The 21308-nt window shown below is 64.3% G+C and carries 26 protein-coding genes; 17 read left to right on the top strand and 9 right to left on the bottom strand.

Annotation, left to right across the window (positions count from 1 at the left end):
• Positions 1–4: 4 nt before the first annotated feature.
• The 3 genes from P0D73_RS15455 to P0D73_RS15445 are packed head-to-tail and all read right to left on the bottom strand — an operon-like array spanning position 5 to position 2000.
• Entirely contained in the window at positions 5–244 is a 240-nt protein-coding gene (locus tag P0D73_RS15455) for a hypothetical protein (RefSeq protein ID WP_408284069.1), read from the bottom strand.
• Positions 245–297: 53 nt separating this feature from the next.
• Positions 298–1110, bottom strand: a complete 813-nt coding sequence (locus P0D73_RS15450; protein ID WP_408284072.1) for a type III pantothenate kinase — start codon at positions 1108–1110, stop codon at positions 298–300.
• On the bottom strand, positions 1107–2000 hold the full coding sequence (locus P0D73_RS15445; RefSeq protein WP_132376240.1) for a biotin--[acetyl-CoA-carboxylase] ligase: 894 nt from the start codon (positions 1998–2000) through the stop codon (positions 1107–1109). The genes P0D73_RS15450 and P0D73_RS15445 overlap by 4 nt, the downstream gene beginning before the upstream one ends.
• Positions 2001–2105: 105 nt before the next feature.
• On the opposite strand from P0D73_RS15445, the gene P0D73_RS15440 reads away from it, so the two are divergent.
• The 7 genes from P0D73_RS15440 to P0D73_RS15410 all read left to right on the top strand — a co-directional run bounded on the left by P0D73_RS15440 (position 2106) and on the right by P0D73_RS15410 (position 8056).
• A complete protein-coding gene (locus P0D73_RS15440) occupies positions 2106–3239 on the top strand; it encodes an MlaE family ABC transporter permease (RefSeq protein ID WP_408284075.1) in 1134 nt (377 codons plus the stop codon).
• Positions 3236–4114: an ABC transporter ATP-binding protein gene (locus P0D73_RS15435; protein ID WP_132376238.1), complete on the top strand. Its 879-nt coding sequence runs from the start codon at positions 3236–3238 to the stop codon at positions 4112–4114. Before P0D73_RS15440 ends, P0D73_RS15435 begins: the two co-directional genes overlap by 4 nt.
• A 16-nt stretch (positions 4115–4130) precedes the next feature.
• The gene (locus tag P0D73_RS15430) at positions 4131–5093 is read left to right on the top strand and encodes an MlaD family protein (RefSeq protein WP_132376237.1); all 963 of its coding nucleotides are present in this window, start codon (positions 4131–4133) and stop codon (positions 5091–5093) included.
• A 30-nt stretch (positions 5094–5123) separates the two neighbouring features.
• On the top strand, positions 5124–5750 hold the full coding sequence (locus tag P0D73_RS15425; protein ID WP_408181165.1) for an ABC-type transport auxiliary lipoprotein family protein: 627 nt from the start codon (positions 5124–5126) through the stop codon (positions 5748–5750).
• A 31-nt stretch (positions 5751–5781) separates the two neighbouring features.
• Entirely contained in the window at positions 5782–6939 is a 1158-nt protein-coding gene (locus tag P0D73_RS15420) for a VanZ family protein (protein WP_132376235.1), read from the top strand.
• 139 nt (positions 6940–7078) lie between these two features.
• Complete coding sequence (locus tag P0D73_RS15415; RefSeq protein WP_132376234.1) at positions 7079–7402, top strand: (2Fe-2S) ferredoxin domain-containing protein; 324 nt, start codon at positions 7079–7081, stop codon at positions 7400–7402.
• Between the two features lie 9 nt (positions 7403–7411).
• Positions 7412–8056 carry an alpha/beta hydrolase gene (locus tag P0D73_RS15410; protein ID WP_408431834.1) on the top strand — a complete coding sequence of 215 codons (645 nt, stop codon included), beginning with the start codon at positions 7412–7414 and terminating at the stop codon, positions 8054–8056.
• 49 nt (positions 8057–8105) lie between these two features.
• Here the strand turns inward: P0D73_RS15410 and P0D73_RS15405 are convergent, their stop codons facing one another.
• Positions 8106–8480: a hypothetical protein gene (locus tag P0D73_RS15405; RefSeq protein ID WP_408313012.1), complete on the bottom strand. Its 375-nt coding sequence runs from the start codon at positions 8478–8480 to the stop codon at positions 8106–8108.
• Here P0D73_RS15405 and P0D73_RS15400 point away from each other — a divergent pair.
• From P0D73_RS15400 to P0D73_RS15390, 3 genes are read left to right on the top strand one after another with little or no spacing between them, the layout of a single operon-like run.
• Positions 8377–9606 (top strand): D-alanyl-D-alanine carboxypeptidase family protein, encoded by a 1230-nt coding sequence (locus P0D73_RS15400; RefSeq protein WP_408284085.1) that lies wholly within the window; start codon positions 8377–8379, stop codon positions 9604–9606. The genes P0D73_RS15405 and P0D73_RS15400 overlap by 104 nt on opposite strands.
• 13 nt (positions 9607–9619) lie before the next feature.
• Complete coding sequence (locus P0D73_RS15395; RefSeq protein WP_408431832.1) at positions 9620–10585, top strand: D-amino acid aminotransferase; 966 nt, start codon at positions 9620–9622, stop codon at positions 10583–10585.
• A complete protein-coding gene (locus P0D73_RS15390; RefSeq protein ID WP_132376230.1) occupies positions 10557–10826 on the top strand; it encodes a DUF493 family protein in 270 nt (89 codons plus the stop codon). Before P0D73_RS15395 ends, P0D73_RS15390 begins: the two co-directional genes overlap by 29 nt.
• A gap of 24 nt (positions 10827–10850) precedes the next feature.
• Here the strand turns inward: P0D73_RS15390 and P0D73_RS15385 are convergent, their stop codons facing one another.
• Positions 10851–11819, bottom strand: coding sequence for a transcriptional regulator GcvA (locus tag P0D73_RS15385; protein WP_408181167.1), 969 nt, complete (start codon positions 11817–11819; stop codon positions 10851–10853).
• 98 nt (positions 11820–11917) lie between these two features.
• On the opposite strand from P0D73_RS15385, the gene P0D73_RS15380 reads away from it, so the two are divergent.
• The 3 genes from P0D73_RS15380 to lipA all read left to right on the top strand — a co-directional run bounded on the left by P0D73_RS15380 (position 11918) and on the right by lipA (position 14140).
• Entirely contained in the window at positions 11918–12244 is a 327-nt protein-coding gene (locus tag P0D73_RS15380; protein WP_408431830.1) for a DUF2917 domain-containing protein, read from the top strand.
• Positions 12245–12405: 161 nt separating this feature from the next.
• The gene (gene lipB, locus P0D73_RS15375; protein ID WP_408431828.1) at positions 12406–13131 is read left to right on the top strand and encodes a lipoyl(octanoyl) transferase LipB; all 726 of its coding nucleotides are present in this window, start codon (positions 12406–12408) and stop codon (positions 13129–13131) included.
• Between the two features lie 13 nt (positions 13132–13144).
• On the top strand, positions 13145–14140 hold the full coding sequence (gene lipA / locus P0D73_RS15370; protein ID WP_408284102.1) for a lipoyl synthase: 996 nt from the start codon (positions 13145–13147) through the stop codon (positions 14138–14140).
• A 117-nt stretch (positions 14141–14257) separates the two neighbouring features.
• Here lipA and P0D73_RS15365 read toward each other — a convergent pair whose 3' ends face one another.
• Positions 14258–14392, bottom strand: a complete 135-nt coding sequence (locus P0D73_RS15365; protein WP_279388592.1) for a hypothetical protein — start codon at positions 14390–14392, stop codon at positions 14258–14260.
• A gap of 56 nt (positions 14393–14448) precedes the next feature.
• Positions 14449–14895 (bottom strand): hypothetical protein, encoded by a 447-nt coding sequence (locus tag P0D73_RS15360; protein ID WP_408431826.1) that lies wholly within the window; start codon positions 14893–14895, stop codon positions 14449–14451.
• Positions 14896–15171: 276 nt separating this feature from the next.
• Between P0D73_RS15360 and tauA the strand changes: the two genes are divergently transcribed.
• From tauA to P0D73_RS15345, 3 genes are read left to right on the top strand one after another with little or no spacing between them, the layout of a single operon-like run.
• Positions 15172–16194, top strand: coding sequence for a taurine ABC transporter substrate-binding protein (tauA, locus tag P0D73_RS15355; protein ID WP_408431824.1), 1023 nt, complete (start codon positions 15172–15174; stop codon positions 16192–16194).
• Positions 16195–16235: 41 nt separating this feature from the next.
• Positions 16236–17033, top strand: coding sequence for a taurine ABC transporter ATP-binding protein (locus tag P0D73_RS15350; RefSeq protein ID WP_408431822.1), 798 nt, complete (start codon positions 16236–16238; stop codon positions 17031–17033).
• Positions 17030–17899, top strand: a complete 870-nt coding sequence (locus P0D73_RS15345) for an ABC transporter permease subunit (protein ID WP_408431820.1) — start codon at positions 17030–17032, stop codon at positions 17897–17899. The genes P0D73_RS15350 and P0D73_RS15345 overlap by 4 nt, the downstream gene beginning before the upstream one ends.
• A gap of 27 nt (positions 17900–17926) precedes the next feature.
• Here P0D73_RS15345 and P0D73_RS15340 read toward each other — a convergent pair whose 3' ends face one another.
• Positions 17927–18610 carry a histidinol-phosphatase gene (locus tag P0D73_RS15340; protein WP_408431818.1) on the bottom strand — a complete coding sequence of 228 codons (684 nt, stop codon included), beginning with the start codon at positions 18608–18610 and terminating at the stop codon, positions 17927–17929.
• Between the two features lie 226 nt (positions 18611–18836).
• Here P0D73_RS15340 and P0D73_RS15335 point away from each other — a divergent pair, with 226 nt between their 5' ends.
• Entirely contained in the window at positions 18837–20504 is a 1668-nt protein-coding gene (locus P0D73_RS15335; protein ID WP_408284117.1) for a Na/Pi cotransporter family protein, read from the top strand.
• Between the two features lie 31 nt (positions 20505–20535).
• On the opposite strand, the gene P0D73_RS15330 is transcribed toward P0D73_RS15335, so the two are convergent.
• Positions 20536–21306 (bottom strand): DeoR/GlpR family DNA-binding transcription regulator, encoded by a 771-nt coding sequence (locus tag P0D73_RS15330; protein ID WP_408181176.1) that lies wholly within the window; start codon positions 21304–21306, stop codon positions 20536–20538.
• Positions 21307–21308: the final 2 nt, after the last annotated feature.

Genomic DNA, 21308 nt, shown 5'->3' with positions numbered 1-21308 from the left:
TGCGTTACTGCGACAGCGCGGACGCCGCGATCGGCGCCACCGGCGCTGGGCCGCCGACAACAGCCAGATCGGCAGCCTCCGACGCCGTGACCGGCTGCACCTTCAACCATTCCTGATGAACCTGGCGATTCAGATGGTTGGGCTCGCGTCCGCCGGCTGTAGGCGTCGGGCCGAATACGCCGCGCACCGCGACGAATGCCAGCATGTTGGCAAGAAACAATATGGCGATCAGCCAGCGCAGCATTGTTGGTTTTCCCCGTCCAGAAGTTGAGCCGCCGTTATCCCTATGGCCGCGATTCAGTTGCCGCGTTCCATGACGCGCTCGGCAGCAATCAGCGCAAGACCGGAGAGCACGAGCGAATCGTGGCGAGTATGCGGCACTTTCAGCGCGCTCGCCACTTCGTCCACGGCGCCGCCGCTGACCAGGAGGCGCACCGGAACCTGCCATTCATCCTGCAGATCGCGCCACATGCGCTCGATCAAGCCCGCTTGCGCCAACGTGCAACCGGCGGATAGCGAGCGCGGCGTGTCCGTCGCGAAGAACGGGCCGCGGCGCGTCGTATCGGGCATGCTGCCGTCGAGCAGGCCGCGCGCGGCTTGGGCGTCGAGCGTCGGCAGTTGCGCCGTGTGCTCGCCGAGCGAGCGCATCATCAAGCTCCACCCCGGCGCGATCAGGCCGCCGACAAAGCAGCCGTCCGCGCGCAATGCTTCGAGCGTGGTCGCCGTGCCGAACGTCGCAATCAGTAGATGTTCGCCGGGAAACGCCGCATGCGCGCCGATCATGCCGGCCCATCGGTCGCTGCCGAGTGCATCCGGCGTGGTGTAGCTGTTGGTCACGCCGCATTGCTGCGCGCAGGCGCGAATCGTCGTAAGCGGCAGTTGCGGCCAGCGCGCGTCGAGCAATGCGGCAATCCGTGCGGCGACGTTTTCGCCCGCCACATTCGACAACCATGCGCCGCCGGGCGCCGGCAAATCCGACCAGTCCGGCCGATCCGCGCCGCCATGCGTCAGCGCGCCGGCCGCGATCTGGGAGCCGTCCGCCTGCACCAGCGCCCACTTGATGCGGCTATTGCCCGCGTCGATCAACAACCAGGGCGCGCCGCTCGTCATGCGGCACCGTCGGCCAGACGCAGCGAGACGTCGCCGGTCGCCACGGTCTCGCGGCCGGTCGGCGTGTCGAGCAGCAACTGGCCGCGCTCGTCGACGCCCGCCGCCACGCCGCGCATCTGTTCTTCGCCTTGTTCCAGCAATACCACTTCGCGGCCCGCGTAGGCGTGCACCGCGTTCCAGCGCGCCTGGAACGGCGCGAAGCCTTCAGCGCCGAAGCGCTGCAAGGCCGGTTCGAGCGCGTTCAACTCGGCGGCGAGCGTGTCGGTGAGGTTGGCGTTGGGCAGCGCGCGCTGCAGCGCGGTCGGCGCGGTGCCGCGCGCTTGCGGCGGCACGCCGGCGTTCAGCGCGCCGACCTTGGCCGCGAGTTCGTCCGCGCCCTTGACGTTGGTGCCGATGCCGATCACCACCGCGCTGGCGTCGTCGGTGCTCCACGCGGTCTCGATCAGGATGCCTGCCAGCTTGTCGCCTTCGAGCAGGACGTCGTTCGGCCACTTCAGCGCGATCTGACCGGGGCCGGCGACCGGCAGCGAGCGCAGCCCGTCGACCAGCGCGACGCCCACCGCGAGACTCAGGCCCGCGAGCCCTTCGAGCGGACACGGCAGCACGCACGCCACGGAAAACAGCAGCGCATTGCCCGGCTCTGCATACCACGGACGGCCACGGCGGCCACGCCCGGCGGTTTGCAGATACGCGACCCGCACGATCGGCCGCGGCAGCGCGCCGGCCTTGCGCGGCAGCGCTTTGACGCGTGCCATCAGGTCGGCGTTGGTCGAGCCGGTTTCCTCGACGATTTCGATCGGCCAGTCATGCGCGTGCGGGCCGAACAGGGCGACTGCGCGTTCGCGATCGATGCGCCAGTCTGCTTGAGGGGGAGTCTTGGAAGCGTTCATGGTTCATATTGTAGCGACAGCGAACCCGGTAAGCCCGCGCGCACGGTTCCTGCGCCGCGCCTTCGTTACAATGGCCGCTAATCCGATAACCAGATTCAACGATCCTTGAACTACGACACTCCGCCCGGCCTCGAAGTCGCGGCAGGCAGCCAAGGCAAGATCGTCCGGCTCTCGGGCCAGTGGACGGCGCTCGCGCTCGCGCGCGATAAGGCCACCGGGCACGTGATCCCTCTATTGCGGTCGCTGGTCGGCGCCGAAGGCATCGGTCAATGGGACCTGTCGCGTATCGACCGGATGGACCACGTCGGCGGCCAGGCGCTGTGGCGCGTGTGGGGCCACAAGATGCCGCCGGACACCACGCTCACCGACACGCAACGCGACATTTTCGAGCGCATCGCCCTGCTGGACACCGTGCGCGAAACCGCCGAGCCCGTGATCAAGTTCGATCCGTTCACGCGGCTGGGGCTCGCGATCTTCTCGTTCTTCGAGCATCTGTATGGCGGCGTGGCCATGCTCGGGCGCGTCGTGCTCGATCTGTTGGCGATCGCGCGCAAACCGAAAATCACGCCGTGGACCGAGATCTCCGCGAATATCTATAACGCCGGCACCAAAGCCATGCCGATCACCGCGCTGGTCGCGTTCCTGATCGGCATCGTGCTCAGCTATCTGTCGGCGCAGCAACTGCGGCTGTTTGGCGCGAACCAGTACATCGTCAATATTCTCGGCCTTTCGGTGATTCGCGAACTCGGGCCCGTGCTCGCGGCGATTCTGGTGGCAGGCCGCTCGGGCTCGGCGATCACCGCGCAGATCGGCGTGATGCGCGTGACCGAGGAACTCGACGCGATGCGCGTGATGGGCATCCCGCACGGCCTGCGGCTGATCCTCCCGCGCGTGGTCGCGCTCGGCGTGGCCATGCCGCTGCTCGTGATGTGGACTAACATCATTGCGCTGACGGGCGGCGCGCTCGCCGCCAAGATCGCGCTCGGCATCGACATGAACTACTTCGCGCGGGCCTTGCCGAGCGTGGTGCCGGTCGCGAATCTGTGGATCGGCTTGGGTAAGGGCGTCGCGTTCGGTATGCTGATCGCGATCGTCGGCTGTCATTTCGGTTTCCGTATCAAGGCCAATTCGCAGAGTCTTGGCGAAGGCACGACGACCTCGGTGGTGACCTCAATTACCATCGTGATTCTCGCGGACGCCGTGTTCGCGATTCTCTTCCAGAACGTGGGGCTCGGATGATCGCGCCACTCACTCAGGCCGTGCGCGGCCAGCCGATGCCCTCGATCGCCGAGCCGGTGATCGAAGTGATCGACGTGACCAAGCGCTACGGCCGCAACATCGTGCACCAGCATCTGAACCTGGACGTGCGGCGCGGCGAGATCGTGTCGATCGTCGGCGGCTCGGGTTCCGGCAAGACCACGCTGGTGCGGCAGATTCTCGGTCTCGAGCGTCCTTCGTCGGGCACCATCAAGCTGTTCGGCGAGAATCTCGCGACCATTTCGCCGGAAACCGCGCTGCTGATGCGCAGCCGCTCCGGCATGCTGTTTCAGCGCGGCGCGCTATTCTCATCGCTCTCGGTGTTCGACAACATCGCGCAGCCGGTGCGCGAACTCGGCAAGGTGCCCGAAGATCTGTTGCGCGACATTGTGATGCTCAAGCTAGAGATGGTCGGTCTGCCATGCAAGCACGCGTCGAAAATGCCGTCGGCGCTGTCGGGCGGCATGATCAAACGCGTGGGCATTGCGCGGGCGATCGCGCTCGAACCCGAGTTGCTGTTTCTCGACGAACCGACCGCCGGGCTCGATCCGCAGGCGTCGGATGAATTCGTCGAACTGATCTCCGCGCTGCATCGCGCGCTCGGCCTGACGGTGGTGATGGTCACGCACGATCTCGACACGATGATCGCGCTGTCCACCCGCGTCGCCGTGCTGGCCGATCGCAAGGTGCTGGTCGCCGCGCCGGTGGAGGAGGCCGCGGGGGTCGATCATCCGTTCATCCGCGAATATTTCCTCGGCCTGCGCGGACGCCGCGCGTTGCAGGCGCTGCCGCCGGAGCGCCGCGCGAGGCTGCCGCGGGCGGCGCTCGAGCCGGCATCGTCCGAATTGCCGCTGTGAACCAGGGAACCTGACAATGGAAAACAAATCACATGCCTTCTGGGCCGGGCTCTTCACGATCGTTCTGCTGGTGGCCATTGCGCTGGCGGCATTTTTGTTCAACGTCGACCGTGCCGTGCGGGTGCCGTACGATCTGATTGCGCGCACCAACGTGACGGGCCTGTTTACCGACGCAGCGGTGCGTTATCGCGGGCTCGATGTCGGCAAGGTGCAGTCGATCAAATTCGACCCGGCTCATCCGGGGCAGATTCTGATCCGCATCCTTGTCGATACGCACGCGCCGATTACCCATTCGACGTTCGGCAGCCTGGGGTTCCAGGGCGTGACGGGTATTGCCTTCATCCAGCTGGATGACAATGGGCGCGACCCGTCGCCGCTGCCGTCGTCGGCCAAACAGGTGGCGCAGTTGCCGATGCGCCCCGGCTTGCTCGATCAACTGCAGCAACGCGGCGACGTGTTGCTGCGCAAACTCGAAAAAGTCGCGGACGACGTCGACAATTTGCTGTCGCCGGAAATGGCCGACCAGTTGCAAGGTACGGCCGCAAGCCTGCAGAAAGCCGCCGACGGCGTGGCCACGCTGAGCCAGAAAATGACGCCGGCCGCCGGCATGCTGCCCGACACGATCAAACAGTTGGATCGCACGCTGGTGTCGACCAACCAGCTGATCACCGGCCTGAACCAGCCGAACGGCCCGTTCGAGACCAACCTGAACAAGGTCGGCACGGCCGCGCAGCAGGCCGGCGACGCGCTGGTGTCGATCAATGGCGTCGTGCAGGAACTGTCGGCGCGAGTCGGCTACGACACCTTGCCGCGCGTCAACTCGCTCGCGGAAGACGTGCGCTCCGCGGCCCGCTCGGTGGACCGCGCCGCCGATACGTTCAGCACCAGCCCGCGCAGCGTCCTGTTCGGCGCGCCGGGTGCGGCGCCCGGCCCCGGTGAAGCAGGCTTCAAGTGGCCCGCCGCCCGCGCTGCTCAATGATTTTGAAGGTTTGAAGAAAGGAAGATTGTCATGTCACGCTCGATTCACCGATTCTTGTCCTCGCGCGCCGCGTTGGCGGTGCTGCTCGCATTCGGCGTGCTCGCCGCGGGCTGCGCCGGTACGCCCGCAGCGCTCTCGGACATCCGCTACGACTTCGGCCCGCCGAGTCCGGCAGCGTCAGCGGGCACGTCGCCGGCTGTGAAGGTGCTCGATGTGAGCGCGCCCGACGTGCTCGAGTCGGACAAGCTGATTTACCGCCTGAGCTACGCCGACGCACAGCAGACGGCCGCGTACGCGAACAGCCACTGGACCATGACGCCTTCGCAGTTGCTGACCCAGCGTCTGCGTGGCGCGCTCAGTTCGCGCGGCACCGTGCTGACGGGCGCCGACGGTGTCGCCGCGCCGGTGCTGAAGGTCGATCTGAGCGAATTCGAACAGGTCTTCGACAGCCAGTCCCAAAGTCACGCCGCGGTCACCGCGCGCGCCACTCTGACGCAGAACGGTAAGGTGCTCAGCCAGCGCACGTTCATCGCGCGCGCACCGTCCAGTTCGGCGGACGCCGCCGGCGGCGCGCAAGCGCTCGCCACCGCCAGCGACGATCTGGTCGCGCAAATCGGCGCATGGCTCGGCGTGCAGGCGCTGGTCGCCGCGCAATGACCGGCTTGCAGCGCACACACAGGAGCGCTGCATGAGCGTAAAACCCTGGGCGCGCCGTCCGTCGGTGCTCGCCCGGCAGGCGCTGGTGCTGTATACCGCGTTGATCGTCTACGGTTCGTGGTATCCGTTTACGGGCTGGCGTTCGCTCGGGCTCGGCCCGTTTGCCTACCTGTCCGATCCCATGCCGCAGTACCTGACGGCGTTCGACGTCGTCACCAACGTGCTCGGCTATATGCCGTTCGGCGCGCTCGTGGTGCTCGCGGTCTATCCGCGCTGGCGCGGGACGCTGGCGGTCGCGTTTGCCTTCGTGCTCGGCGGGCTGCTGTCCGGCGTGATGGAAGCCGTGCAAACCTATCTGCCCACGCGTGTCGCCTCCAACCTCGATCTCGCCGCCAATGCGCTCGGCGCGCTGCTCGGCGCGGCGATCATGTCGCCGGCGACGGGCGCGCTGCTCGATCGCGGCTTGCTGCGGCGCGTGCGGCTTCTGTGGTTCGAGCGCGACCGAGCGGCGCTCGCGTGCCTGGTGCTGGCCTGGCCGTTCGCGACGATGTATCCGGCGCCGCGTCTGTTCGGTCTCGGCAACTGGCCGCGCGCGCTCTGGCTGCGTTTCGATTCGACGACGCAAGATGCCTTGCTCGCGTGGACGCCACCGGGCTGGCACGTCGGTACATGGCCGGCGCTCGCCGCCGCCTGGATGCCTGACGACGTGTGGGAAGCGGTGATCACCACGCTCAACCTGTTCGCCGCGCTCGCGCTGGCGTCGTTGCCGGTGCGCCGCCATGCGCCGCGCGTGCGCCTGTTGCTGCTGTTTATCGTGATGACCTTGTGCGTAAAGGTGGGCGCGACGTTTCTGCAGTCGCAGTCCGGTCTCGCGTTCGACTGGGCGACGCCCGGCGCGTTGGCGGGCCTTGTGTGCGGTACCGGCGCGGCACTCTTCACGTTGCGTCTGCGGCGCAGATCGCGCGCGGCGCTGGCGGGCGCCGCGCTGACCGTCGCACTGGTGTTCGTCAATCTGCTGCCGGTGAATCCGTATTTCGATGCCGTGCTGGCCGACTGGCGGCAAGGGCGTTATCTGCACTTCAACGGTCTGGCGCACTGGCTCGCGTGGATCTGGCCATATGCCGCACTCGTGTGGCTCGCCTATATCGTCGAGCAGGCATGGCTCAAACGGCGCATGAAGCACACGTGAAGCGCGCACTCGGAGCGTGGGGCAAGCGTAGACAGCATCAGCGACCGCCAGCCCCGCTCGTTATAATCGTTCGGACAACAGGCGCGCCGCCGTGCTTCCAGCGCCGTTCCCCACATTGACAGCCTCGCCCCCGGACATCATGGACTCCTTCTACAAGTACCACGTCTTCTTCTGTCTCAATCAGCGCGAGCCCGGCGCCGAGCGCCCGAGCTGCGCGAACTGCAACGCGCAGGAGATGCAGGAGTACGCGAAAAAACGCGTGAAGAAACTCGGTCTCGCAGGTCCGGGCCAGGTGCGCATCAACAAGGCCGGTTGCCTCGACCGCTGTGAACTCGGTCCGACGGTCGTCGTGTATCCGGAAGGTATCTGGTACACGTACGTCGACGAGAGCGACATCGACGAAATCGTCGACTCGCACCTCGCGAACGGCAAGATTGTCGAGCGTCTGAAAATCGATCAATAAAGCGTCGCCATGAACGTACACACCAGGAAGTATCTGATCGACGGCCCGGTCGGCAAGATCGAGGTCGCGCTGGATCTGCCCGACGAGACGCGCGATAACGGCGCCGCGCCGCGCGGCATCGCGCTGGTCGCGCATCCGCATCCGCTGTTCGGCGGCACCATGGACAACAAGGTCGCGCAGACGCTCGCGCGCACGCTCGTGCAGTTGAACTACGTGACGTATCGCTCGAATTTTCGCGGTGTCGGCGAAACGCAAGGCGAGCATGACGCGGGCATCGGCGAGCGCGACGACCTGCGCGCCGTGCTCGATCACATGCGCGCCGAACCGGGTCAAGGCGATCTGCCCCTCGTGCTGGCGGGTTTTTCGTTCGGCACGTTCGTGTTGTCGCACGTGGCCGCGCAGTTGCGCGAAGAAGGTCAGGAGATCGAGCGAATGGTGCTGGTCGGCACCGCGGCGAGCCGCTGGGACGTCGCGCCCGTGCCGGAAAACACGCTCGTGATTCACGGTGAAACCGACGAGACGGTTCCCATTCAATCCGTTTACGACTGGGCGCGGCCGCAGGAATTGCCGGTCGTCGTGATTCCGGGGGCGGAGCATTTTCTGCATCGCAAGCTGCACGTGCTGAAGCGGATCATCGTCGACGCGTGGCGGTAATCGGCAGGCGATGTGTGTTTTCCGGGGTACAGGTACGCACAAACGCAAATTAATCGCCGACCTTGGCGCAAAGTAACCGGGATAGCGCGCGTATAATGGCGACTCTTTTTTGGGCGCAGCGCCGCCCATCCGGCAGTTCGCGCGACGCGTAGCGTCTTTTCGCGCGCAGCGGTGCCGGATGCAAGGCGTGCTGCGCGAACCGATCGCGTGGCCGGAAGTCCAATGGGCGCCGCGCCGTTTTTACGGCCAGACGCTCGCCGACCGGCTCTTCCAAACTTTGCGCCCTGCGCGCGATGTATTTTTCTGCACCAATCGACCCTATGCGTTTCTCCACCTCCGGCCGCACGTCATTCCCTTCAGTTGCTTCCTTCGTTCCTTCCGCGCTTAGCCGTGCCGTGACCCTCGGTGTCGTGCTGCCGGCCACGCTCGTCGCCAGCACCGCGTTTGCGCAAGTGCCGCCGCCGGCCGTGAACGCGCGCTCATGGGTGCTCGTCGACGCGACCAGCAACCAGGTGCTCGCCTCGGGCAACCCCGACGAGCGCGTGGAACCGGCGTCGCTGACCAAGCTGATGACGGCGTACCTCGTCTTCGAAGCACTGCAGACGAAGAAGATCAACATGGACCAGACGGTCATGCCGAGCGAAGCGGTGCGCCGCGTGCGCACCGACGAATCGCGCATGTTCATCGAAGCGAACAAGCCGGTGACCGTGCACGATCTGGTGTACGGCATGATCGTCCAGTCGGGTAACGACGCGGCGATCGCGCTGGCCGAACTGGTCGGCGGCAGCGAGTCGCAGTTCGTCAACATGATGAACACGGAAGCGCAGCGCCTCGGCATGAAGAACACGCATTTCGCCGATGTGAACGGCATGCCCGATCCGCAGCACTACACCACGGCGGGCGACCTCGCGGTGCTGTCGGCGCGTCTGATTCGCGACTTCCCTGACTACTACAACATCTTCTCGGTCAGGGATTTCACGTACAACAAGATCAAGCAGCCGAACCGCAACCGCCTGCTGTGGATCGACCCGACGGTCGACGGTCTGAAGACCGGTCACACGCAAGCCGCCGGTTACTGCCTGATCGCGAGCGCGAAGCGTTCGCTGCCGGGCGCGACCGATGCGTCGCGCCGTCTCGTCTCGGTCATGATGGGCGAGACCAAGGAACACGACCGCGTGCAGGACAGCCTGAAGATGCTGAACTACGGCTACAGCGCGTACGACACGGTGCGTCTGTACAAGGCGAATCAGGTGGTGGGCACGCCGCGCGTCTACAAGGGTGCGCAGGATAGCGTGCAGATCGGCGTGAAGAGCGATCAGTACATCACCGTGCCGAAGGGCATGGGCGACAAGGTGAAGCCGCAGATCGAGCAGGTCGATCCGCTGATCGCACCGATCGCAAACGGTCAGCAGGTCGGCACGGCGAAGCTGGTCGCCGACGGCAAGGTGTTGGCGCAATTCCCGATCGTGGCGTTGCAGGCTGTGCCGCAAGCCGGCGTGGTCGGCCGCGTGTGGGATTCCCTGATGCTCATGTTCAACAAGAAGAAGTAAGAGCCCGATTGCGATGACCGCTGTTTCCGATGTGTCGCCTGATCCGATTGTCTATCTGAACGGCGAGTTGGTGCCGTTGTCCGAAGCGCGCGTGCCGGTTCTCGACCGCGGCTTTATTTTCGGCGATGGCATTTACGAAGTCGCGCCGTTGTATGCGCAAGCTGGGGGCGCGCGCGGCCGTACGCCGTTTCGCTTCCAGCAGCACCTGGCGCGGCTCGCGCGTTCCGTCGACAAGATCGGCATCGTCAATCCGTTCGACGATGCCGGCTGGCGCGCGCTGATCGAGCGCGTGGTCGCGGCGAACGAGGCGGACGGCGGTCTGCGTGCCGATCAGGACGCAATTGCCTATATTCAGGTCACGCGTGGCGTCGCCAAACGCGGTCACGCGTTTCCAGCCGGCATCCGGCCGACCGTGTTCGTGATGGTCACGCCGCTGAACCTGCCGAACGCGGCGCAGCGCGCGCAAGGCGTGCGTTGCGTGAGCGCGGAAGATCGTCGCTGGCTCAATTGCGACATCAAGTCCGTGTCGCTGCTCGGCAATGTGCTGATGGCGCAATATGCCGCCGAGAACGGCGCGTTCGAGACGATCCAGTTTCGCGACGGCATGCTGACCGAGGGATCGTCGTCGAATGTGTGGATGGTGAAGGACGGCGTGTTGTCCGCGCCGCCGCGCAGCCACAAGATCCTCGAAGGGATCCGCTACGGTCTGATCGAGGAACTGACGGGCGAGTGCGGCATCCGTTTCGAAGCGCGTGAGATTAGCGAAGCCGAACTGCGCGCGGCTGACGAGATCATCGTCAGTTCGGCAACCAAGGAAGTGCTGCCGGTCACGCAGCTCGACGGCCAAGCGGTCGGCGAGGGCAAGCCCGGTGCGGTCTTTGCGGCGCTGTACGCTGCTTATCAGCGAGCCAAGACCCAGGAAGCGCGCGAGGCGCAGCAAGGAGTAGAGAATGAGTCCCGTGAACGAGTCACTGTTTGAGTTTCCTTGCGATTTCCCGATCAAGATCATGGGCAAATCGCATCCCGAGTTCGCCGAGACGATCGTCACGGTTGTGCGGCAGTTCGACAATGAAGTCGATGCCTCGCGCATCGAAACGCGCCCGTCCAGCGGCGGCAACTATACGGGCCTGACGGTCACGGTGCGCGCTACGAGCCGTGAGCAGCTCGACGACATCTATCGCGCGCTCACTGGCCATCCGATGGTCAAAGTGGTGCTTTAAGCCCCGCTCGCCGCCTCGTTCGTATTACGGCGTGACGCGCAATGCGTCCTCGGACAGATCGGCGCTTGCGGCGGGTCTCAACTCGCAAGCCCGGTCGAAAAGCTGCTTGAAGCGTCCCACCTCCTCGAACACCCAGTCGCGAAACGCCTTCACGCGGGCGGTCTCGAGCATCTGCGGCGGGCAGATGAGGTAGTACTGCCACGGGCTCGGCCCATCCACATCGAATAGCCGCACGAGGCGGCCCGCCGCGATCTCGTGCATGGCCAGCGAGCGGCGCGTGAGCGCGACGCCTTGGCCGTCGATGGCCGCCTGCAACAGGTTCGACGAATCCTGATACAGCACGCCGCGCTTCGGCTCGGGCCAGTCGGTGAGGCCGGCGGCGTCGAACCAGGGACGCCAGAGTTCGTCGTCGGAGCGCAGGAGCGGGACTTTGGCCAGATCGGCCGGCGTTTTCGGCAGCTTGCCGCCGTTGAAGTTCGGCGCGCAGGCGGGAAAGAAAATCTCCTCAAGCAGCAACTCCGAATGCAAACCCGAATATTTGCCGAAGCCGAAACGGATTGCCACGTCGACGTCGTCGCGCGCAAAGTCCGTGAGCGCGTTGGTGGACAGCAGTTCGAGGTCCCACTGCGGATGCGCCTCGATAAAGCTGCCCACGCGCGGCGTCACCCAGCGCGCCGCAAACGACGACAGCATGGACACCACCAGCCGCCGCTCGCGGTCGCCGGCGCGGATTTCGCGAGTGGCATCGGCGAGCGCCATCAGCGCCGAGCGCACGTGCGTGGCGTAGCGCCGGCCGGTCTCGGTGAGCCGCACACGCTTGCCGTCACGCGCGAACAGCGAGACGCCCAGTTCGGCCTCGAGCGCGCGAATCTGGTGGCTGACGGCGCCGTGGGTGACGAACAGCTCGTCGGCGGCGCGCGAAAAGCTTTCGTGGCGGGCGGCGGCCTCGAATGCCTTGATCGCGTTCAGTGGCGGTAATTGCCGAAGGTCCATGGCAATATTTCTCACATAGAGGTGAAAATAGATCGTTTTGCGTAAACCCTTGTTACGCCTAGGATTGTAGTCATGAAACGATTTTTGGCGAGGGCATCATGCGAGAAATTTCCTCTAGCATCGCGTTTGAAATCCGCAGTGGCGAAACAGTTCCCCTGAAGGTGGCGCGCAGCACCAAGCTGGTCGTTCGTGGCGGTGCGGTGTGGGTCACGCGCAGCGACGATACGGAAGACTACTGGCTGCAGCCCGGCCATACGCTGAGACTGCGGCGCGGCGAACGTTTGTGGTTGAGCGCCGAGGGCAACGGACAGGCGAAAGTGGCGTTTTCCGTGCCGACGCGCTGCGACGAGCGTGCGCTGAACTGGTTTGCGCGCATCGGCGAACGGTTGGCGGCGCGTATGCGAGGCGGCTGGCGCACGGTTTGATCGAAGGACGTGGCTCGCGGCGCGCCGGTTCGGACGAACGGCGCGCCGCGCAATTGATTCTGGCGACGGCCCGGCGCGGCCGCGCCGTCGCGCGATTTAACACATTCCTAATGTAGCCGCCTCCGGCGGGAATTCCCAGATTTCGGTAAACTGCCGGGATCATGTGCGCCACCCCGGTTTCCCCGACTCCCTTGCCCCTCGCGGTGCCGCTCACGCTGCGCTGGCGTGGCCGCGAACCCTACGAAGCCAGTTTCGAAGCCATGCGCGCGTTCACCGACGGGCGCACGGCCGACACTCCCGACGAAATCTGGCTGGTCGAACACCCACCCGTCTTCACGCTAGGCCAGGCGGGCGATCCCGCCCATCTGCTCGCCGCCGACAGCGGCATTCCTCTGGTCAAAGTCGACCGGGGAGGGCAGATCACGTATCACGGGCCCGGCCAGGTGGTGGCCTACCTGCTGCTCGATTTGCGCCGCCGCAAGTTGATGGTGCGCGAGTTGGTCACGCGGATCGAGCAAGCCGTGATCGACACCCTTGCGGCGTATAATCTCGCCGGAGAACGAAAGGCGGGCGCTCCCGGTATCTACGTGGCGCCTGGGCCGGACGCCGGGCGGCACGCCGGCGCCAAGATTGCGGCGCTGGGTTTGAAGATCCGCAACGGCTGCAGCTATCACGGCGTGAGCCTGAACGTGAACATGGATTTGCGGCCGTTTCTGGCCATCAATCCATGTGGCTACGCAGGGCTCGAAACAGTCGATATGGCCACGCTTGGCGTGACCGCCGGCTGGGACGACGTGGCCCGTACCTTTGCAGAACGCCTCACCGCAAACCTCGACGGCAGTCCCGCGGCCGTCGCCCAACCACAGGCCGGTGCCCTCACCGCCTGACTGGACCGAACGAATGACTGACGTTACCGCGAACCTCGCAGCTTCCCCCACTCCTGACGCCGTGCCGGCCTACGACGCCACCGCGAAGCAGAAGGCGCAAGCCAAGACCGCCCGTATTCCGATCAAGATCATCCCGATCGAAAAGCTGAAGAAACCCGACTGGATCCGCGTCAAAGCGGCGACCGGCAATTCACGCTTCTACGAAATCAAGCAGATTCTGCGCGAGCACAATCTTCATACGGTGTGTGAAGAGGCGAGCTGCCCGAACATTGGCGAATGCTTCGGCAAGGGCACGGCGACCTTCATGATCATGGGCGACAAGTGCACGCGCCGCTGCCCGTTCTGCGACGTCGGCCACGGCCGCCCGGATCCGCTCGATGTGGACGAGCCGGGTAACCTCGCGCGCACTATCGCCGCGCTGAAGCTGAAGTACGTGGTGATCACCAGCGTCGACCGCGACGATTTGCGCGACGGCGGTGCGGCCCACTTCGTGGAATGTATCCGTCAGACGCGCGAGCTTTCGCCCGAGACGCGCATCGAAATTCTGACGCCGGACTTCCGCGGCCGTCTGGATCGCGCGCTCGGTATTCTGAACGCCGCCCCGCCCGATGTGATGAATCACAACCTCGAAACGGTGCCGCGTCTGTACAAGGAAGCGCGCCCGGGTTCCGACTACGCGCATTCGCTGAAGCTGCTGAAGGACTTCAAGGCGCTGCACCCTGACGTCGCCACCAAGTCCGGTCTGATGGTCGGCCTCGGCGAAACCGAAGAAGAGATTCTGCAGGTGATGCGCGACCTGCGCGAACACGACGTGGACATGCTGACGATCGGCCAGTATCTGCAACCGTCGGAACACCATCTGCCGGTGCGCTCGTACGTGCATCCGGACACGTTCAAGATGTACGAGGAAGAAGCGTACAAGATGGGTTTTACACACGCAGCCGTGGGCGCGATGGTTCGCTCGAGCTACCACGCCGATTTGCAGGCGCATGGAGCTGGCGTGGTCTGAATGTCTTAGCTAGAGCTGTCAGTTTGAGAAAAGCCTGCACGTGTTGCAGGCTTTTTCTTTTGGACGGTCAGACTTTGACTGCCGGCACTGCGCATCTTTGCGCTTCTCTGCGAAGCGTTACCGGTAGTGCCGTGCGAGCAGCATGCAGATCGAGGCAATCGTGCTACCGATGATTGAAAAAGGAGCGGCAAGTTCGATCAGGCGATTGCGCAGTTCGCGATTTTCCATGACGTAGTCGATCAGATTGGGCATTTAAGTTCTCCCTGTTAGACGTGCTTGAAAGTATAGCTCTGACGATTGCCAATTAGTTAGTTTAACGAATAATGAGATAGGGTAAATGAGGCAGCCACCGCTGCAGTCATGATCGCCGATGTCCACATCAACCTTCGTTCGCGTGCCTCGTCGCCGCGATGATAATCAAGATGCGGCGCCGAGTCAGCCGCGCCGAACGTGACGAGGATGGACGCCACGACGAGAAACAGAACATGCCAGAGCAATCCGGCCAGCATGAAGACTAGCGTGCTATTTGTCGAAGCCTCGCCCAGCGCGCTGCCGATCTCGTAGCACGCGCTGGCGCACATCGAAATGACGACCCAGAGAAGTTGTCCGTTCTGCACGGAACGTATCGCAATCCCTTTCGACGACTCCCGATAGAAGCGCGAGAAGCTCAACAGAGGCAGCAGCGCAAAGGGCGCGCACACTGGCACGCCGACGTTGAAAAGCAACCAGCAAATGCGCCCAATAAAATCGATCATAGGAATGCGAAGCTTTGGCGACGCAAAGATGATCCCGCTCCGGTCAACTGCAGGTCAATCTGCCGAACGGCCAGCTTGCATATAAGCGCCACGATCCGCCATCATTCGCTGGAACCGTCCACCCCCCCCGCAACAGCAGTCGCCGCTAACCAACCGAACGTGAAAAGCAATGCTCGAACAGCGTGATTAGCAATCGCGGATTAGTTAGAACCGGCCGCGAACAAACTGCCTATAGTCGAAAGCCTCCCGAACAACACCTGCTCAAGGGGCATTCCGATGAACCGCTTCCGCCGTCCGCTTGCCGCGTTCGCTACGCTGCTTGCACTGTCCGCGTCGTTTGTTTCCACGGCGCACGCCGACACCAAAGAAGTCGTGATCGCGTATCAGGACATGGTGGTGCCGTGGCGCTACGCGCAGGCCACCGGCGAAGTGGAGAAAGCCACCGGCTACAAGGTCACCTATCGCAAACTCGGCAGCGGCGCCGACGTGATCCGCGCGCTTGCGTCCGGCTCGGTGCAACTCGGTGAAGCCGGTTCGAGTCCGATCGCCGCGGGATTGTCGCAAGGCGTGGATATTTCGCTGTTCTGGATTCTCGACAATATCAACGACGCCGAAGCGCTAGTCGCACGCGACGGCTCCAATGTAACGAGCGTCGCCGGTCTCAAAGGCAAGAAAATCGGCGTGCCGTTCGTGTCGACGTCGCACTTTCACACGCTGGTCGCGTTGCAGAGCGCCGGCGTGAATACGTCCGATGTCAAGATCGTCAACTTGCGTCCGCCTGAAGTCGCGGCGGCGTGGGAGCGCGGCGACATCGACGCGACGTATATCTGGGACCCCGTGCTCGCCAAGGTCAAGAAGAACGGCAAGGTGCTCATCACCTCGGGGCAGGTTGCGCAGCAGACCGGCAAGGCGACCTTCGACGGTTTTGTCGTCGATCGCAAGTTCGCCAGTCAGAACGCCGAGTTCGTCGCGCGCTTCGTGAAGGTGCTGGCCGCGACGGACGCGAATTACCGCGATCACACGTCGGCATGGACGGCAGCGTCGCCGCAGGTCGAGGCGGTCGCCAAAGAGTCGGGCGCGAACGCGCAGGAAGTGCCGGCGAGCCTCGCGTTGTACGCGTTCCCGACGCCGGCCCAACAGGCTTCGAATGCATGGCTTGGCGGCGGCGCGCAATCGGGTGCGGCGAAGTCGCTGGCCGCCACCGCGGCGTTTCTCAAGACCCAAGGCACGATCCAGAACGTGCTGGCCGACTACTCGACCGGCGTCGATCCGCAGTTCGTGCAACGCGCGGCGCATTGATCGTCGCGCGCTGTCTCCTATCGACATCATGAGGTGCGGCGATGAGCGGTCTTGAAATCCGGCGACTGCACGTCGCCTACGAAGGCGCGCGCGGCGCGGCGCCACATGTCGCGCTGGCCGATGTCGATCTGCGTATCGAACCCGGCGAGTTCGTGGTCGCGCTGGGCGCGTCGGGCTGCGGCAAGACGACCTTGCTCAATTGCATTGCCGGCTTCATCCCGCCGACGGAAGGCGAGGTGCGGCTGAACGGCGAGCCCGTGCTCGGGCCGGGCGCGGACCGTGGCGTCGTGTTCCAGAAGTACGCGTTGATGCCGTGGCTCGACGTGCTCGACAACGTCGCGCTCGGTTTGCGCTTTCAGCGCGTGCCGAAGGCGGAGCGCGAGCGCATTGCGTTCGAGATGCTGAAGCTCGTCGGGCTTGAGAAGCATGCGCGCTCGCGGGTCTATGAGTTGTCGGGCGGCATGCAGCAGCGTGTGGGTATCGCCCGTGCACTCGCAAGCGATCCGCACGTGCTGCTGATGGACGAACCGATGGGCGCGCTCGACGCCATGACGCGCGAGTCGATGCAGGAACTCGTACTCGATGTCTGGGGCCGCACGCGCAAAACGGTGTTCTTCATCACGCACAGCGTCGAGGAGGCGCTTTTTCTCGCGACCCGTCTCGTCGTCATGACGCCGGGCCCGGGCCGCATCGCCGATAGCTACGACTTGCCGTTCGCGCGGCGTTTTCTACAGACACGCGACGCACGTGCGGTGAAGTCGTCGGCGGATTTCATCGAATGGCGCGAGCGGCTGGTGCATCGGCTGCATGAGCGCAATCAGGAAGAGGTGCTGTCGTGACGGCTTCGCGTGAATCCTTGGGCAAGGTGCCGCTCGCCCAGGCCGGCAAGCGGCCGCAGCGTGCCGCGCGGCTCGTGCGCGGCTGGCGTTTGCCGGGCGAAGGTCCGAGCGCGGCGCTAAGCGCGGTCTCGGTCTCGACGCTCGCGGCGTTGTGGTGGCTTGCCACGCATCTGCACTGGTTGCCGCCGCTCTTTCTGCCGACACCGGAAGCGGTGTGGAGCGCATTTCTCGACGCGTGGCACGGCCGCATTCAAGGCGGCTTGCCGCTCTCCGAGCATCTCGCGTGGAGCGCCTTGCGTGTGTTCGGCGCGTTTGCTCTGGCTGCGGTCACGGCCGTGCCGGTCGGCATTCTGATGGGAGTGAGCCGGGTCGCGCGCGGCCTTCTCGATCCGCCGCTCGAGTTCTATCGACCGCTGCCGCCGCTCGCTTATCTGCCGCTCGTGGTGATCTGGTTCGGCATCGACGAAACGGCGAAGATCGTCGTGATCTATCTGGCCTGCTTCGCACCTATTGCCATGGCCGCGCGCGGCGGCGTGCGCAGCGCGACCATCGAGCAGATTCATGCGGCCTATTCGCTGGGTGGCCGCTTCTCGCAGATCGTACGGCACGTGGTTTTGCCTGCGGCGTTGCCGGAGATTCTGACCGGCCTGCGCATCGCGATCGGCTTCGGCTGGACTACGCTGGTCGCCGCCGAAATGGTTGCGGCCACTGCGGGCCTGGGTCAGATGGTGTTGAACGCATCGAGCTTTCTACGCACCGACGTGGTGGTAATGGGCATCGTGTTGATCGGGCTGATCGCGTGGCTCTTCGATCTCGGTATGCGTGCGCTGGAACGGCGGCTCGTGCCGTGGAAAGGGCGCGCGTAGCGCGGCGGCTCAGGCTCAGGTCAAGACTCAGGCAAACAGCTCAATCACGCGCCAGCCGCGTTCCGTGGCGATAGCCCGCAGCCGCGCGTCAGGATTGGTCGCAACCGGATTCGTAACGCGTTCCAGCAACGGCACGTCGTTGATCGAATCGCTATAGAACCAGCTCTGCGGGAAATCCTGCAGACGATGCCCGAGCGAGGCCAGCCAACTCTCGGTGCGCGTGATCTTGCCTTCGCGAAAGGTCGGTGTGCCGACAGCCATTCCCGTAAAGCGCGCCAACGGATCGCCGCCTTCGGTGCCAAGCTCGATTCCCAGCAGATGCTCGAAGCCGAGCGCCTTACCGATCGGCTCCGTGATGAACACATTAGTGGCGGTAACGATGCAACACAGGTCGCCCGCATCCAGATGGCGTTGTACGAGCGCACGCGCTGCCGGCAGGATCGCAGGCGCAATCACCTGCTGCATGAACTCCGTATGCCACGTGTCGAGCTGCTCGCGCGAGCGGCGGGCAAGCGGCGCGAGCGTGTAGTTCAGGTAAGCAGCCATGTCGAGCGTGCCGGCCACATATTGCCGGTAGTAATCGTCGATTTCCTGCGCGTGCCGCGCGGCGCCTTCTATACCCAATCCCGCAATGAAGTGGGCCCACGCCTGATCGCTATCCAGCGGCAGCAACGTGTGATCCAGGTCGAACAGCGCAAGGTTGCGGCTCATCCAGAGTCCTCGTGATTAAGTGGGCGAGCGGTCGAGTGGTCGAACTCCCCGTATGACTGACCATGAGCCGGCACACAGCCATCCACAGCTTGACACGAGCCTATATTTAAAAGCACAAAATTACAATAAGGCAAAAATGTGCAACACTACTGTCATACGCCCCGGGTGCCGGTTCGCGCGGCATGCGGTTCGGGTCATGGCAGCAGGAACGGATGCGCAGTGCATTATGTTGATTCTCCTAAACCTTCTGGCCGGTGTGGCGCTCCTCGTGTGGGGTTCGCACATTGTGCGCACCGGCATCCTGCGAGTCCTCGGCGCCGACCTGCGCAGCGTGTTGGGGCGCAGCACCAGTAGCCGCTGGCGAGCTTTCCTCTCGGGTGTTGGCGTCACGAGTCTCGTGCAAAGCAGTAATGCCACTGCGGTGATCGTCACGTCGTTCGCGGCGCAGGGACTATTGCCGCTCACCAGTGGTCTCGCGATCATGCTCGGCGCCGACGTCGGCACCGCGTTGATGGCGCGGATCCTCACACTCGATCTGTCCTGGTTGTCGCCGATCCTGATTCTGCTCGGCGTGCCGCTGTTCCTTTCGCGAAAGCAAACCCGTCTCGGCCAGGCCGGCCGAACGTTGATCGGCCTCGGCTTGATTCTGCTGGCGCTGCGTCTGATCGTCGAAGCTGCTCAGCCGATGATGCAAGGCGCCGGCGTGCGCGTGATGTTCGGTGCACTGACTGGCGACACCATGCTCGACGCATTGGTCGGCGCCGCGTTTGCCATGCTGTCCTATTCGAGCCTTGCCGCGGTGTTGCTGACCGCGACGCTCGCCTCGTCCGGTGTGATTTCGCTGAAGGTCGCCCTGTGCCTCGTGATCGGCGCTAATCTTGGCAGCGGCTTGCTCGCGCTCCTCGGCACCGTCGCACAAAATGCGGCGGCGCGGCGTCTCGCGTTGGGCAGCTTTGCGTTCAAGCTGGCCGGCGCGCTGCTGATCCTGCCGTTCACTACGCTGCTCGCGCGCGGTCTGCCGGTGCTGATCGCGAATCCGCGTGAAGCCACGGTCGGCTTCCATCTGATCTACAACACGCTGCGTTGCTGCGCGTGCCTCTCGCTGATCGATCCGGTGGCGCGCGTCTGTGTGCGCATCTTGCCCGACCGGCCGATGCCGAATGGCGAGCTGCGGCCGCTCCATCTGGATACCGCGGCGCTGTCCACGCCGACGCTTGCGCTCGCGCATGCCGCACGCGAGGTGCTGCGGATCGGCGACATTGTGCGCACTATGCTCGACAACGTCGCGGACCTGATCCATAACAACAATCTGGACAAAGCGCGCGAAACGGCGCGCATGGACGACGACGTGGACGAGCTCTACGCCGCCGTCAAAACCTATCTGACGCTTATCTCGCGCGAGCAACTCGACGAAGCCGACAGCCGCCGCTGGACCGACATCATTTCATTGACGATCAATCTGGAGCATGCGGGCGACATCATCGAGCGGATCGTGCGCGACATCGAGGAAAAGAAGATCGCCCACCGTCTGTCGTTTTCGGAGGAAGGGCTGGGTGAACTGGACGACTTGCAGGCGCGGCTCGTCAGCAATTTGCAGCTTGGCTTGTCGGTCTTTCTGAACAACGATCTGCGTTGTGCCGAGCGCCTGCTCGCGGAGAAGGAGCGCTTTCGTGATCTGGAGCGCGCGTATTCATACCGCCATCTGGACCGGCTCACCGGACAGACCTTGCGAAGCATCGAAACCAGTGCGCTGCATCTCGATCTGATCAGCGACATGAAGCGGCTCAACTCGTTGTTCTGCTCGACCGCCTATCCGGTACTCGACGCAGCCGGCGCGTTGCACGACACCCGCTTGCGCAAGCGTTCGCTCGACACGATGCATGTGAAGGAATAGACCTCGAGTCTCCTGACCTAAGGCCCAAGCCCTAAGCGAGCACGATCTCTTCGAGCTTCTTTTTCAGCGATGCAAACTCGGCGGCTTCGGCCGCCTTTTTGTTGGTGACGAGCACGTCGATCCGCTCGACCGGGCAGTACGAGATACGACTGCGCTGGCCGATCTTGCTGTAGTCGGCGAGGATCACCACGCGGTCCGCGTTGGCGACCATCGCGCGCGCGACTTCGGTTTCGGCGTGATCGTAGTTGGTCGCGCCATGCCGGTGATCGATGCCGACCGGCGACAGCAGCGCGAGGTCCGCGCGATAGCGCTGGATGTCGAGCACGGTGGTGGCGCCCGTGGTCGCCATGGCGCGGTCGCTGATCGAGCCGCCAAGCAGAATGACTTCGTTGGCGGCTTCGGTTTGATCGACGGCGCCGCGCATCTTCAGCGCGACATCGATCGAATTGGTGACGATGGTGAGGTTCGCGAGTTTCGCCAGTTCTTCGGCTAGCGCGGCGGTGGTGGTGCCGGCGTCGATGAAAAGCGTCTGGCCGCTCGCGATCAAACGCGTAGCCGCCTTCGCAATCGCCGTTTTGGATTTGACACGCATATGGGCGCGTTCGGCGATCGGCGCTTCGTCGGCGGGCTTGATCGCGCCGCCGTGCACGCGCCGCAGTTCACCTAGCGCTTCGAGATCGAGCAGGTCGCGCCGCACGGTTTCGCGCGACACCCCGAGATCCGCCATGATCCGTTCCGTGGACACACGTTGCAGCGTGGACAGCAACGCGCGAATTCTTTGATGCCGGTCTTCCTGCCACATGC

It is taken from the genome of Paraburkholderia sp. RL18-101-BIB-B (assembly GCF_046026985.1).
Taxonomy (GTDB): domain Bacteria; phylum Pseudomonadota; class Gammaproteobacteria; order Burkholderiales; family Burkholderiaceae; genus Paraburkholderia.
The sequence above is the reverse complement of the archived record's forward strand: the minus strand, read 5'-3'. Positions and strand labels throughout refer to the sequence as shown.